Below are 13,491 nucleotides of genomic sequence, written 5' to 3' on the forward strand. Positions count from 1 at the left end.
GGATTCACAGCGACGCCTGAATGGCTAAGACTCCGCCGGCACATCGCCAGGACCACTCGTTGTCGTCACCGCCCGTCCGATCGCTTCGCACACACCAGGCCCAGATCGCCGCCATCGTCCAGGCCATCGCAGCAGGTGACGCTGTAGGGGTGACCGACATTCTGGCCGCTGTCACGCCGGGCGGCGGTAAATCGCTGCTGCCGGTGATCGCGGCGGCGCGGCTGATCGGGGCGGGCATCGTCGACCGCATCTGTTGGGTGGTGCCGCGCGACAGCCTGCGGCTGCAGGCGGAGGAAGCGTTCGCCGACCCGACCTGGCGTAAGGCGCTGGGCCACGACGTCGATGTGCGCGCCGCCGACAACACGCCCGATCCATGCCGGGGTATGCAGGGCTACATCACCACGTATCAGAGCATCGCCGCGGCGCCGGAGTTGCATCTGGCCGAGTTCCGCCGTCACCGCACGTTGCTGGTCGTGGACGAGGTGCATCATCTGCCCGCCCTGTTCGACGTCGCACCCGACCCACTGGCAGAACCCGCTGCCGAGATCGCCGCCGGTTGGAGCCGCGCGCTATTGCCCCTGCTGGAGACGGCACGCCTGCGTCTTCTGCTGTCCGGCACGTTGCAACGGGCAGACGGTCGCAGCATCCTATGGCTGCCCTACCGCACCGGACGCCGGGCCAAAACGCGGGAGGTGGATTTAACGGCGGAGGGCTGGGCGGTCGTCGGCTACTCCCGATCACAGGCGTTGGCCGAGCGAGCGGTGCTCCCCGTGGTGTTCGGCGCCGTTGATGGCGAGGCGAGTTGGCTGGACGAGGACAGGGCCCCTGCCGGTCCGCACCGGCTGTTCTCACACTGGCCGACGGAGACGACGCGGCCGGCGCTGTTCACCGCGCTGCGCACCGGCTTCGCGGAATCGCTGCTGCGGGAGGCATTCACCGCCATCCGCACCCTTCGCGCCGAACGCCGCGCGCAACGCGACGCCGCCCCCGGCGTGGAGTTGCGGGGCCTCGGCAAGATGCTGGTGGTGGCGCCCGACCAGCAGAGCGCCCGGCACTACGCCGACATCGTGCGCGGCTGGATGCCCGCATCCCAGAAGGCAACGGTGCAACTAGCGACCTCGGACGAGCGGGATGCGCATCAGGTGCTCGCGCGGTATCGCCTGATGGCGGAACCCAGCGTGCTGGTGACGGTCGCCATGGCCTATGAGGGGCTGGACGCGCCGGAGGTGGCCGTAGTGGCGGCGCTGACGCACATCCGCTCCCGCGCCTGGCTGGAGCAGATGGTGGCGCGGGCGACGCGGGTCGACCCGCATGCCGGGCCATACGCCACGCAGCGGGCGCTGGTGTTCCACCCGGACGACCCGCTATTCGCCCGGTTCCGCCATAGCATCGAGACGGAACAGGGCACCGTGGCGAAGAAGGTGAAGCAGCGCTCGCAATCCACGCTGCCGCTGTGGCTGCTGGACCAGATCGCTGCGCGCGAGCCGGAGGACCGCGGTATCGTGCCGCTGGAGAGCAACGCGCTGGGCATCCGCTATGGCATGCTGCGCCCCGGTCCCGACTACGCGATGCACCGGCCGGAGCAGGAGGCCGCTCAATCCGAAATGCTACAGCCGCCTTCCGTGGCGGAGCGACGGTTGCGTCAACGCATCGGTGAGATGGTGGCGCAACAGGCGGTGGAGGATGAGGGCGCCGTCCGCGCACCGCGTGGCGAGGGGCTGTATCATCGCTACAACGCCGTATTGAAGCGCCGCACCGGAGACAAGCCGCGCAGCCAAATGACGTTGCAGGAACTGGAGGCGGCCGTCAGTTGGCTGGAGCGCAATCGATTGGCGGACCACGTCAACCTGCTGGAGGGCGATCCCCGCTATAGCTGGACAGTGCGCCAGCGCCGGGAATGGACGCCGCCGATCGGCCGAACGGACGGCAAACCCAGGGGTGCGGGGTCCTAAGCCATCGCCGGCCTGGCACTGGTGGCAAACGCGGTTTCCACGACCTGGCAGGCGCGCAGGATCAATCTTTCGCCGAACATCGGCCCGACGATTTGCAGCCCAATCGGCAATCCATCCACGAACCCGCACGGGACGGAGGCGGCGGGTTGCCGGGTGAGGTTGAATGGCCAGGTGAATGGCGTCCAATCGAACCAGTCCGGGAAGCGTTGCGCATCCGGCGTGTCCTGCCCGGCGGCAAAGGCGGTGAGCGGCTGCGACGGCGTCAGGAGAAGGTCAAACTGCTGATGGAAGAGCTGCATCTTGGCGCTGAGCACCCGCACCTCGTCATGCGCAGCCTGCAATTCGCTGCCGGTGATGTCCTGGGCCGCGACGATGACCTGCAACAAGGCTGGGTCGAGCGCGGCACGCTGAGCATCGGTGAGGTGGCGCAGCATTCCCAGGAAGCCGGCACCCCAGATCACGTCGAAGGCGCGGCGTGCGCCGGATAGGTCCAGCGTCACCGTTTCGACCAAGGCCCCTGCCTTGGACAGCGCCTCGACCGCACCCACGACGCCGGTCGCTACCGCCGGGTCAACGATCGGAAAGCCCAGATCTGGCGACCAGGCCAGCCGCAACCCGGCCACCCCATCCTGCAACCCGGTGAGATAGTCGATGTCCCGGTGCGGCACGGCGAACGGGTCCCTCGCATCCGGGTTGGACAATATGCGTAGCAGCAGAGCGGTATCGGCCGCGTCGCGCGACAACCCGCCATACACCGCGAGCGGGCCGAGGGAGCCGGTGAAGTTTGGCACCAGCCCGTAGCTTGGCTTCAATCCGAACACGCCGCTGAAGGCCGCGGGAATGCGGATCGAACCGCCGCCATCGCCACCTGTTGCCAGCGGCACCACGCCCGCTGCCACCAACGCGGCCGAGCCGCCGCTGGAACCGCCGGTGGTGCGGGTTGGATCCCACGGGTTGCGGGTGGTCCCAGTCAGCGGACCGTGGGTGATGCCTTTCCAACCGAATTCGGGCGTGTTGGTCTTGCAGAAGAACACCGCGCCCGCTTCCCGCAGGCGCGCCACGCCCGGCGTATCGATCGTGCTGGGCGCTGTGGGCGTGGCCAGTGATCCGATGCGTGTTGGCCAGCCAATGACATGGGCCGTGTCCTTCACCGCGACGGGCACGCCATCCAAAGCGCCCAGCGGTTCGCCACGCCGCCAACGATCGGCCGACGCTTGCGCCATGCGGCGGCCGCAGGCTTCGTCCAGTAGGCAGGTGGCGTTCAGCGTGGGTTCGACCTTGGCGAGTTGCACCAGCGCCGCGTCGAGCACTTCTACGGGCGACAAATTCCCGGCGGCGAACCGCCGGGTCATCTCGCGCGCAGACATCCAATTCACGGCGCTAGCCAAGCATGCCCTCGTCCCGCAGGTCGCGCAGGGTCTGGCGGAACGCGCTCACGGTGATCGCCATCTCCTCGTCCCCATGCATTGCGGAGATGGTGCCGCCCAGCGCAGGCGTCATGTCCACGCCGTGGTTCAGCATGCCCATGCGGGTGCGGTTCACCAGGGGGCCGGATTGCTTGGGGCCGAGCATTGCTGGGATCGCAGCCTCCGCATCGAAATCGTGCGGGCGCGTGCCAGGGTCCACGGTGGCGATGTGAAAGCCGCTGTAGGAGCCATGCACGGCCCAGCGCACACCCTCCTCCTCCAGCACGTCATTCATCGCGGCGCGCAGGCTTTCGCCGTAGCTGTTGGCGCGTTGGTTGGCCTTGCCGTCGGCGATGATCTCCAGCGTGGTGATCCCCGCAGCGGCGGAGAGCGGGTTGGCGTTGTAGGTGCCGGGATGGCCGATCTTCTCGCGCCCGGCCGCTTTGGTAACGCCGAAATCCAACATGTCCAGAATGTCCTTGCGGCCACCCACCGCCCCGCCCGGCAGGCCCCCGGCAACGATTTTTGCCAGTGTGGTCAGGTCCGGTGTCACATCCATTGCCGTCTGTGCGCCACCGGGGGAGACGCGGAAGCCAGTGACGACCTCGTCGAAAATCAGCAATGCCCCGGCGGCTGTGGCCAATTCGCGCATGCGCCGAACGAAGGCAGGGCGGAGCGGCATGCGGCCGAAATTGGCGCCGGTCGGCTCGAAGATCGCGGCGGCAATGCTGTGTTCGGCAAAGGCGCGCTCGGCCGCTTCGGCGTCGTTCGGGTCGATCAGCACTACGTTGCCGGCCACGTCCTCCAGCACCCCGGTAGTGGGCGAGCCGTCGAAATGCGATGTGTAGCCGGACGTCATGTGGTCGTGCCATCCGTGGAAGTGCCCGCGGATACGCAGCAGCTTGGACCGGCCAGTGAAGGCGCGGGCCAGGCGCAGCGCCATCAGCGTCGCTTCCGTGCCGGAGGAGGTGAAGCGCAGCCGCTCGATCGAGGGGACGAGTTGGCGGATCAGACTGGCCCAGCGTAGTTCCAACTCGTGACACGCGCCGTAATGCGTGCCGCTGTCGAGCTGGGCGTGGACCGCCTGTAGCACCGCCGGATGGCCGTGGCCCAGGATCAGCGCGCCGTGGCCGCCGAAATAGTCGACGTAGCGGTTGCCGTCGACGTCCCATTTCACTGGCCCTTTGGCGCGGTTGACGTAGATCGGCCACGGATCGAAATGCCGCGAGTCGTGCGCCAATCCGCTGGGCAACAGCGTCCGCGCTTCCTCCGCAAGCTTGCGGGAGCCCGGCGTCCCCTGCTCGAACACGCTCAGCAGCGTGGCGTTGCGCAATGCGGTTTCGCTCATCGGGGATCCCTCGTGCAGCTTCGAATGGGGCGCAGCGTGTCATGGAACGCTGCGCGGTCATAGGCCCGGCGAGGGATAGGTTTTCGCCAGCGGACGGCATATCACGAACGGCATGTATGTCGGGATCGATGGCGGCGCGTCCAACACCCGGGTGAAGGCATCGGCGCCCGGAGGCGAATTGCGAGCCGCCGCCGTGGCCGGCCCATCCAGCCTGACGCTGGGTGTGCCGGAGGCCTGGGTCTGGATTATCGCCGCCTTGGCCGCCGTCGGCATCGGGCCGGAACGATTCGCCCAAACCCACCTCGCTTGCGCCCTGGCTGGAACGCGCCGTGCTGCCGGCCGGGCGGAGTTCGTCGCCACCGCGCCGGTTTTCGCCTCGTTGTCGCTGTGTTCGGACGGGCATGGCACGGTGCTGGGCGCGCATGCCGGGCAGCCGGGCGCCGCAGTGTCAATCGGCACGGGGATCGTCGGCAACAGCGTCGCGCGGGACGGCGCGGCGCACCAGGTAGGGGGTTGGGGTTTCCCCGTACGCGACGAGGCGAGCGGCGCCTGGCTCGGCCATCTGGTCGTGGCGGAGGCGCTGCGTGTGCTGGATGGCTACGACATCGGCGCAACCGATCTGCACCGTCAAGTGATCGACACGATCGGCCCCTCGGTCGAGCAACTGGCCGCTTGGGTGCATCAGGCGCCCTCCACCCGCTATGCCACGCTGGCGCCGCTGGTCGTGGCTGCCGCTGCCGCCGGGGACGCCGCCGGGCTGCGGCTGATGCGGCACGCGGCAGATGAGGCGGAGCGGCTGGTGCATGCGTTGGACCCGGCGGGCGATCTGCCACTATGCCTCGGCGGCAGCCTGGCATTGCCGATCTTCGCCCATGTCGCGCCCGATGTGGTGCGGCGGGTTCAGCCCAGCCAGGGCGACGCATGTGACGGGGCGATGCTGATCGCCCGGGGTTTGGCACGGGGGGATCTGCCGGATTAATAGTCGGCGAGATTGTCAGCGGCCACCGATACCCGCATCATTTCGCGATTCAAGGAGGCATGTCGATGCGCGCATTCCACTGGGCGGTGATCGCCCTGTTGTCGGTCGGCTCCGCCCATGCTCAGGGCGTGCTGCGGATCGGCCTGCAGGACGATCCCGACGCGCTCGACCCAGCGCGCGGTGGCACCTTTGCCGGACGACTTGTGTTTGCGTCCGTGTGCGACAAGCTGGTGGACACCAACCCGGCGTTGGACTTCGTGCCCCAGCTCGCGACCGCTTGGTCGTGGTCCGCTGATGGGCTGACGCTGACGATGAAATTGCGCGAGGGCGTGCATTTCCAGGACGGCACCGTGATGGATGCCGAGGCGGTGCGCGCCAATCTGGAGCGGTATCGCACCGCGCCGAACAGCGCGCGCAAGGCGGAACTAAAACCAGTCGCCAGCATCACGGTCGCTGATCCGCAAACCGTGCAAATTCACCTGACGCAGCGCTACGCCCCGCTACTGGCCGTGCTGTCCGATCGTGCGGGCATGATGCTGTCCCCCGTGAGTTTCGCGGACGGCAAAAGCCCTGATGTGCCGATCTGCGCCGGGCCGTTTCACGTGACCGAGCGTGTGGCGCAGGACCACATCACGGTGGAGCGGTTTGCCGGCTACTGGAACGCCCCGGCGATCCATTTCGACCGCATCATCTATCGCCCGATCCATGACAGCACGGTGCGACTCGTGAATCTGCAGACCGGCCAATTGGACATGATTGAGGAGATGGCGCCCTCCGACGTGGCCGCCGCGAGGGGCAATCCGCATCTGCGGCTGAGCACGGCCACGTCGCTGGGCTACGAAACGATATCCATCAATGTCGGCCATGGTGCCGGGGCAGAAAACCCGCTCGGCCATAATGCGACTGTTCGCAAGGCCCTCGAGTTGGCAATCGACCGGAATGCGATCAACCAGGTGGTGATGGACGGACAGTTCGTCCCGGCCAATCAGGCGGAGCTACCGGGATCGAAATTCTGGAACCCGGACATCGCCGCCCCAGCACGCGACCCGGCAGCGGCAAAGGCATTGCTGAAGCAGGCCGGGTTCGACAAGGTCGCCTTCACGCTGCAGGTGACGAACACGCCACGCGAAACCCAGCTGGGCGAAGTGATCCAGGCCATGGTTGCCGATGCCGGGTTCGACATGAAGGTGCAGCCGCTGGAAACGAACACCCTGATCGACGGGATGAACGCCGGAAACTACAATGCGTCGGTCGTGGTCTGGAGCGGCCGGGCGGATCCGGACGCCAATATCTCCCTGTTTCTGGCTTGTGACGGGTTTCAGAACTGGGGCAAGTATTGCGACCCTGCATTCGACGCGCTGCTGACCAAGGCCCGCGCCAGCACCGACCCGGCGGAGCGGCAGTCGCTGTATCGCCAGGTGGCGGCGAAATACTTACAGGACCGGCCTAATCTCGTCTTGTTCCACATGACCTGGCTGTTCGCCGCTAGCGACAAGCTGCAGGGCTTCGTGCCGACGCCCGACGGGCTGATCCGGCCGCAGGGGCTGCATTTCTAACCGGCAGCGGCAATGAGCGCTCGGATCCGCTCGGCGTCGGCGCTTGACGCTGGATTGTAGACGAGCATGCCGAGGTCTGGCCGGCCATCCACGGCGAAGGCGGAATATTCCAGCTCGATCCAGCCCAAGACGGGATGCCGGAGGCGTTTGAGGCCCTCGCCATGCGCCCGGACATCATTGTCGCGCCAAAGGGCTTTGAATTCGGGGCTCATGCGACAGAGTTCGTCTACAAGGTCGGCGACTTCCGAAACCGCACCAGCCCGCGCGGCATCTGCCCGGAACGTACTCACGACGAACCGGGCAACACTCTCCCAGTCGGATTGCGCGTCGCGGATGCGGGCGTTGCCGAACATCAGGCGGAGGATATTGCGCTGTTCCACCGGAAGCGTGCCGTAATCCGTCAGCACCACAGCGGAGGCGCGGTTCCAGGCGACGACGTCCCAGGTGGCGGTTTTAATGAGAGCCGGGCTGATCTCGAACGCATCCAGCACGCGTTGCAGCCGCGGTGTCACGCCCTCGGAAGCCTTGTAGCGAACCTCGGGCGGGCGGCCGAGCGCCAGCAGGAAAAGGTGTTCGCGTTCGACGTCGGTCAGCATCAGCGCACCGGAGAGCCGGTTCAGCACGTCGGCCGAAGGTGCGCCGCCACGCCCCTGTTCAAGCCAGGTGTACCAGGTCGGGCTGATGTTGGAGCGCTGGGCAACTTCCTCCCTCCGCAAGCCCGGCGTCCGCCGGCGCGTTGCCGAGAAACCGAGTGCGGCAGGATCAAGCCGTGTGCGTCGATCCTTGAGGTAGGTGCCCAATAGATTGGTGGCTTCCGCTGGCATGCCGATCCTGGTGGTTATTATACCATGATAAAGTCACTACTTTAACAGGAAAGCGCCTTGGACGATACAAACCTCTCGATCCATCGGAGACTATCCCAATGCGCATATTCGTCACGGGCGCGACTGGCTTCATCGGCTCTAAAATCGTGCCGGAACTCATCACAGCGGGTCATCAGGTTCTGGGGCTAACGCGGTCGGACGCGGGCGCAAAATCGCTGCGCGCAGCAGGTGCCGAGGTGTATCGGGGGGATTTGGAAGACCTGGACAGCCTTGCCCGCGGTGCGGCTCAATCGGATGCGGTGATCCACACGGCCTTCGACCACAACTTCGCGAACTTCGTGGCGAATTGCGAGAAGGACAAGCGGGCGATCGAGGCTCTTGGCGGCGCACTTATCGGATCCGACCGACCATTCGTCATCACGTCAGGGACTGGTATGGGCAACACGCAGCCTGGCCTCCTTGCGACCGAAGACGTCTTCAACGTCCATCACCAGAACCCTCGCATCGCCTCCGAAGTGGCTGGAGCGACGCTGTTAGCGGCTGGCGTCAACGTGTCGGTGGTGCGGCTTCCGCAGGTTCACGACCCGGTCAAGCAGGGCCTCATCTCACCGGCCGTCGAGATTGCGCGTGAGAAGGGTATGTCCGCCTATGTCGGCGATGGGCTGAACCGCTGGCCGGCGGCGCATGTGCTCGATGTCGCGCGGCTGTATCGCCTGGCGGTGGAGAAGCGGGAGCCGGGCGCCCGGTATAACGCGGTGGCGGAGGAAGGTGTCTCGGTTCGGGACATTGCGGAGGTCATCGGTCAGGGGCTGAAAGTGCCGGTGGTGTCCTTGTCGCCGGAAGACGCGGCGGCGCATTTTGGATGGATGGCGGCGTTTGTCGGTTGGGACATGCCGGCCTCCAGCGCGCAAACCCAGCAGCGGCTCGGCTGGCAGCCGACAGGTCCTGGGCTGATCGCGGATCTGCGGCAGATGCAGTACTAGTCGTCCGTCGGCGGGGGCTTCGGGAACGGCGCCGGGTCGGCGAAGCGGCGAACCACGTTGGTGATCAGCCGGGCGGCGACGTTCTCGTAACCATCGATCGGCAGTGCCCCGATGAAGCACATGGAGCCGACGGAGAACACCGCGCCACCATTCGGCGTTTCCATAAACGTCAGGTCGGAGCGGATGATGTCCTCCCGCTTTGCCGGCCAGGTGTGGTCGCGCCGCTCCTCGTTCACGGGCTGGAAGGTCGGGTCGGTCAACACGGCGCGGCCGACGATGATGGCGTGGCGCGGTGTGCCCAGGAGCGTGTCGGCGCGGTCCAGTTCGTGCCCGGCGGCGGCACCGCCCATCAGGCCGCGCTCCCCCAATGGTGCGCCGGGTGTGGCCAGGTCTTCCATGCCCTCGCGCATGAAGGCGACCCGTGGGTTCAGGATGCCGTCGATGAAGCTGTAGGGGTAGCTGTTGTATTCGCCCTGCGTGCTGAACCCCACGCCCACCAATTGCTGCGGCGGGCGGCCCAGCCGGCGCCATAGACCGCCATACGAGCCGTCGTGCGCGTGATAGCTTTCGCCGGGTAGGGTTTCCCACAGGCGAATGCCGCCTTCGGCCCGGCGCAGTTCGAAGCTCCACGGGCCTTCGTAATGTGGCACGACTTTCCAGTAGAAACCGTTGCCGCCCAGGTAGATGAAGCGGCCGCCATCCGCCAGGTACGTCGCCAACGCATCCAGCGTTTCCGTGGTGTGGTATTCGGGGTGCTGGCCCGTCAGCACGACGTTGTACTGCGACAGCAACGCAGCGCCCTCGGCATGGACGTCGTGGTCGGTGATGACTTCGAACGCGATGTCCTTGCGGGTTAGCAGATCGGTGACGTAGCCGTCGGCGGAGATCCAGTACAGGCCCGAGCCGTCCGGACTAGGGTCGATCAGGTGGATTTGGTTCACCCGCTTATCGATCAACGGGCGGCGCATGCTGGCCATCCCGACGCCACTGCCATCAGAATGGAAGTTGTACGGCGACACTCCGTATTCCGGATGCCCATCCGGCGCTTGCGCCAGCGCGCCCCACGCGCGCGAACGCTCGGTGATCATCGCCTGGCGGCCGGCCTTTTGATACTGGCTGTACACCGTGTAGCTGAAGGTCGGCGCCAGGAACGCGACCTTCGCCTGCGACCCCGGCACGGCGGCGCGGACGTAGAAGACGATGTTGTCGCGTGCGCCGTCCTTGTCCAGATGCAGGGCATAGACGCCGCTGATCCAGTCCGTCGGTACAGTGAAGCCGAGCGAAGAATGCCAGCCGGCATCGCCCATGTCGTCGTCGTGAAAATGGATGGCGCCGTATTGCGCCGGGTCCTCCGTCCAGCGATGCACATCGCCGCGCCAGTTGGAGCCGGTCATGGCGCGGGTCGGCAGGTTGATGCAGCGGCCGGTATAGTTGTTCGGGCCGGTATCGATTGCGGTGTCTGTCCCCATCTGCTGGGAGAAATCCCAGGCCGCCACTTTTTGCGCCCCAGCGATAATCGTCGGGCGTTCAATCTTGCCGTTGAAGTGCGCGCGGACGACTTGCGTGCTGCGATCTGCCGCCACGGCGACCGCCCCTGCCCCGCCCAGCATCGCGGTGGAAGCCGCGGAGCATGCAGCCGATTCCTGCCGGTCAAGCCGTGGCCGGTGCGCAGATTGGTGCAGCGCCAGCGTGCCGCCGGTTAGATCGCAGGCGATGTCATACCAGGCCCGCTCCGTTAGCTTCACGCCGGTTTCCAGCGTCTGTTCACCAGACGGGGTCACCAATCGACAATACGCGCCGTTTGGGCCGACGCCGAGCGTCAGCGACCCGGCCGTCGACGCGAAGGACAGCACTGCCTGTTGCCCCGCCGCCAGCCGGGTCGGCCACAATGTTGCCGAGAACCCGATATCGCCGGCCGGCAACACTACGCCAGGCACATCCACCCAGGAACCGAGGTGGATAGGCTGCTCCTCACCCTCGTGCTCGCCCTCCATTGCCCAGGTGGCGGGCACTTCGCGGTAGCCCGGCCCTTTCGGGTTAGGGTCGCCGCACAGCACACGGGCAACCCGCGCCTTATAGCGACCGCCTCCGAGCACGCTGATGTTGAAGTCGATTCGCTCGCCCTGGCGGACGCTCCAGCGATCGGCGTACCCGGTAATCGGCAGCATGTAAGGCTTCCCCTTAGGCGCGGCGCACGTTCCAGAACAGCGGCAGGCCCTTCAGCACGCCGGTGATGTCCTTGCGGTAGGCAGTCGGCTGGTAGAACAGGCCCAGTGGCACGTAGGGAACGTCGACGAAGGCCTGCTTCTGCATATCCACACCGATCGCCTTTTGCGCGGCGGCATCCGGCGCGTCGAACCAGGTATTGCGCAGCCGCTCCAATTCCGGGCTGGTGGACCAGCCGAACGTCGCCTTGTCGCCGCTGCCGCGGAGGAAGTTGTGCGCGGACGGGTTCAGCTGAGTCACGCCGGCGGAGTAGGTGCAGAACGCGTTGTAGCCGCCCTTGTCCGGCGGGCTGCGGTTGGCCATCCGCGTCAGCATCGAGCCCCAGTCCATCGCCTGATAGTCCAGGTTCATGCCCAGCTTGCGGAACAGATCGGCCGTGACCTCGCTCATCGCGTTGATGACCGGGAAGTCGGACGGCGCCATCAGCAGCACCTTTTCGCCCTTATACCCGGCATCGGCCAGCGCCTTCTTGGAATCGGCGATGCTGGTGGTGCCGGACAGGGCGGACATCCCGGTGTCATTGGCCATGATGCCGCCAGGTGCGAAGAAGCCAATCTTGTCGCGCCACATCGTTTGGTCTTCGCTGGCGACCGCGATCATGTAGTCGCGCTGGTTTACCGCACCCAGCACCGCACGGCGGATGGCGGGGTTATCGAACGGCGGCTGCGTATGGTTGAACCGTAGGACGGCAACGTTGCCATACGGATCCAGTACTTCGATGTTGAGGTTCGGATCCTTCTTCAACTGCGGCAGCAGGTCGAAAATCGGCTGGTCCCACCAATCCACCTCACCCCGCTGCAGCGCCGCACCCGCGGTGGCGCCATCCGGCACGACGCGCCATTCAACACGATCGAAATTCGCGACCTTCGGCCCGGCAAGCAGGCTGGTGGGTCCGTTCGGGTTGGGCACGTAGCCGGCAAATTTGTCGTATACGAGCAGCGAGCCGGGGACAAGCAGGTCGCGACGGAACTTGAACGGCCCGCTGCCGATGATTTCCTTCACCGCAATCGCGCTGTCGCCGGAGGCAAGGCGCTCCGGCATGATGAAGGCCACGATCGCGCCGACCTTGCCCAGCGCTTCCGGCAGCATGGGGAATGGCCGTTTCAGCCGCCAGCGCACCGTCTTGTCGTTCGGGGCCGAAATCTCGTCCACCGTGGCGAATAGCGAGTTGCCGAACGCGTCGCGGGAGGCCCAACGCTTCAGACTTGCGATCACATCGCGGGCCAGCACCGGCGTGTCGTCGTGGAAGCGCAGCCCGTCGCGCAGCGTCATCGTCCATAGCTTGCCGTCATCCTCAACCGTGTGGCCGGCGACCATCTGCGGCTGCGTCTTGCCGTTCAGGTCGATGCCATACAGCGTGTCGAAGATCAGGAAGCCGTGGTTGCGGTTGACCAGCCCGGTCGTGATGGTCGGGTCCAGGATGGCAGCATCGGCCTGTGGGACGAAGCGAAGGGTGTTGGCGGCCTGCGCGCGGGCCACGCTCGGCATTGCCAGGCGGCTGCCCATGGCAATCCCCAATCCGGCGCCCACGGTCGTACGAAGCAGATCACGGCGAAGCATGGTGCTGGCCTCCTGGATTGGTTTTCGGTGGATTACTCGGCGGCTCGGCGTTGGCCCTGGACGCTGGCCTCGATGGTGCGCAGGGTGCGAGCGAACAGGTCGATCGCCTCGTCCACGCCAGCGTCATCGATGATCAGTGGTGGGCAGAAGCCGATCGTGTCGCCCATGGCACGGATGATCAGGCCGTTACGCAACGCCTCGGCGTCGAATCGAGCGCCAACTTTCAACGCCGGGTCGAAAGCAGTGCGGCTGGCCGGGTCGGCCACCAATTCCACACCCAGCATCAGCCCGGCGCCGCGTACCTGGCCCACGATACCGGATTGGGCAGCCACGCCCTCCAGCCCGTTGCGCAGCCGCGCACCCATCTGGCGCACATGCGCCACGACGTCCATCTCCTCGTAGATGCGGATGGCTTCCAGTGCGATCGCACAGCCGACCGGGTGGCCGGAGTTGGTGAAGCCGTGGCCGAACAACTCGCCCTTGGCATCCATTCGCGCCAGCGCATCCAGGATCGGGCGGCCGACCAGCACGGCGGAAATCGGGAAGTAGGAGGAGGACAGGCCCTTCGCCATCGCGATCATGTCGGGCTTCATGCCGATCGTCTGGCAGCCGAACCAATTGCCGGTGCGGCCGAAGCCGGTAACGACCTCGTCGCCC

The 13,491-nt window shown here is 66.3% G+C and carries 10 protein-coding genes; 4 read left to right on the forward strand and 6 right to left on the reverse strand.

The window, feature by feature from the left end:
- The first annotated feature begins 20 nt into the window (after positions 1-20).
- Positions 21-1,952 carry a DEAD/DEAH box helicase gene (locus tag GSQ76_RS09025; protein ID WP_158743580.1) on the forward strand — a complete coding sequence of 644 codons (1,932 nt, stop codon included), beginning with the start codon at positions 21-23 and terminating at the stop codon, positions 1,950-1,952.
- On the opposite strand, the gene GSQ76_RS09030 is transcribed toward GSQ76_RS09025, so the two are convergent.
- On the reverse strand, positions 1,949-3,319 hold the full coding sequence (locus GSQ76_RS09030) for an amidase (RefSeq protein ID WP_158743594.1): 1,371 nt from the start codon (positions 3,317-3,319) through the stop codon (positions 1,949-1,951). The two genes, GSQ76_RS09025 and GSQ76_RS09030, sit on opposite strands and share 4 nt — an antisense overlap.
- A 13-nt stretch (positions 3,320-3,332) precedes the next feature.
- Complete coding sequence (locus tag GSQ76_RS09035) at positions 3,333-4,706, reverse strand: aspartate aminotransferase family protein (protein WP_158743581.1); 1,374 nt, start codon at positions 4,704-4,706, stop codon at positions 3,333-3,335.
- A gap of 112 nt (positions 4,707-4,818) precedes the next feature.
- Between GSQ76_RS09035 and GSQ76_RS09040 the strand changes: the two genes are divergently transcribed.
- Positions 4,819-5,685, forward strand: a complete 867-nt coding sequence (locus GSQ76_RS09040; protein ID WP_158743582.1) for a BadF/BadG/BcrA/BcrD ATPase family protein — start codon at positions 4,819-4,821, stop codon at positions 5,683-5,685.
- 65 nt (positions 5,686-5,750) lie between these two features.
- A complete protein-coding gene (locus tag GSQ76_RS09045) occupies positions 5,751-7,241 on the forward strand; it encodes an ABC transporter substrate-binding protein (protein WP_158743583.1) in 1,491 nt (496 codons plus the stop codon).
- Here GSQ76_RS09045 and GSQ76_RS09050 read toward each other — a convergent pair.
- On the reverse strand, positions 7,238-8,065 hold the full coding sequence (locus tag GSQ76_RS09050) for a helix-turn-helix transcriptional regulator (protein WP_158743584.1): 828 nt from the start codon (positions 8,063-8,065) through the stop codon (positions 7,238-7,240). The genes GSQ76_RS09045 and GSQ76_RS09050 overlap by 4 nt on opposite strands.
- Positions 8,066-8,163: 98 nt before the next feature.
- Between GSQ76_RS09050 and GSQ76_RS09055 the strand changes: the two genes are divergently transcribed.
- Positions 8,164-9,048, forward strand: coding sequence for an SDR family oxidoreductase (locus tag GSQ76_RS09055; protein WP_158743585.1), 885 nt, complete (start codon positions 8,164-8,166; stop codon positions 9,046-9,048).
- On the opposite strand, the gene GSQ76_RS09060 is transcribed toward GSQ76_RS09055, so the two are convergent.
- The 3 genes from GSQ76_RS09060 to GSQ76_RS09070 all read right to left on the reverse strand — a co-directional run.
- Positions 9,045-11,216, reverse strand: coding sequence for a N,N-dimethylformamidase beta subunit family domain-containing protein (locus tag GSQ76_RS09060; protein WP_158743586.1), 2,172 nt, complete (start codon positions 11,214-11,216; stop codon positions 9,045-9,047). The two genes, GSQ76_RS09055 and GSQ76_RS09060, sit on opposite strands and share 4 nt — an antisense overlap.
- Positions 11,217-11,229: 13 nt before the next feature.
- Positions 11,230-12,834 carry an ABC transporter substrate-binding protein gene (locus GSQ76_RS09065; protein WP_158743587.1) on the reverse strand — a complete coding sequence of 535 codons (1,605 nt, stop codon included), beginning with the start codon at positions 12,832-12,834 and terminating at the stop codon, positions 11,230-11,232.
- A gap of 32 nt (positions 12,835-12,866) precedes the next feature.
- A partial coding sequence (locus GSQ76_RS09070) for an aminotransferase class III-fold pyridoxal phosphate-dependent enzyme (protein WP_158743588.1) occupies positions 12,867-13,491 on the reverse strand: 625 nt, incomplete at its 5' end.

Source organism: Acidisphaera sp. L21 (assembly GCF_009765685.1).
Classification (GTDB): domain Bacteria; phylum Pseudomonadota; class Alphaproteobacteria; order Acetobacterales; family Acetobacteraceae; genus LMUY01.

What these genes read in the sequence shown, in the direction of transcription:
- GSQ76_RS09025 (WP_158743580.1), top strand. Translation starts at nt 21, where the DNA reads ATGGCTAAGACTCCGCCGGCACATCGCCAGGACCACTCGTTGTCGTCA.
- GSQ76_RS09030 (WP_158743594.1), bottom strand. Translation starts at nt 3,319, where the DNA reads ATGTCTGCGCGCGAGATGACCCGGCGGTTCGCCGCCGGGAATTTGTCG.
- GSQ76_RS09035 (WP_158743581.1), bottom strand. Translation starts at nt 4,706, where the DNA reads ATGAGCGAAACCGCATTGCGCAACGCCACGCTGCTGAGCGTGTTCGAG.
- GSQ76_RS09040 (WP_158743582.1), top strand. Translation starts at nt 4,819, where the DNA reads ATGTATGTCGGGATCGATGGCGGCGCGTCCAACACCCGGGTGAAGGCA.
- GSQ76_RS09045 (WP_158743583.1), top strand. Translation starts at nt 5,751, where the DNA reads ATGCGCGCATTCCACTGGGCGGTGATCGCCCTGTTGTCGGTCGGCTCC.
- GSQ76_RS09050 (WP_158743584.1), bottom strand. Translation starts at nt 8,065, where the DNA reads ATGCCAGCGGAAGCCACCAATCTATTGGGCACCTACCTCAAGGATCGA.
- GSQ76_RS09055 (WP_158743585.1), top strand. Translation starts at nt 8,164, where the DNA reads ATGCGCATATTCGTCACGGGCGCGACTGGCTTCATCGGCTCTAAAATC.
- GSQ76_RS09060 (WP_158743586.1), bottom strand. Translation starts at nt 11,216, where the DNA reads ATGCTGCCGATTACCGGGTACGCCGATCGCTGGAGCGTCCGCCAGGGC.
- GSQ76_RS09065 (WP_158743587.1), bottom strand. Translation starts at nt 12,834, where the DNA reads ATGCTTCGCCGTGATCTGCTTCGTACGACCGTGGGCGCCGGATTGGGG.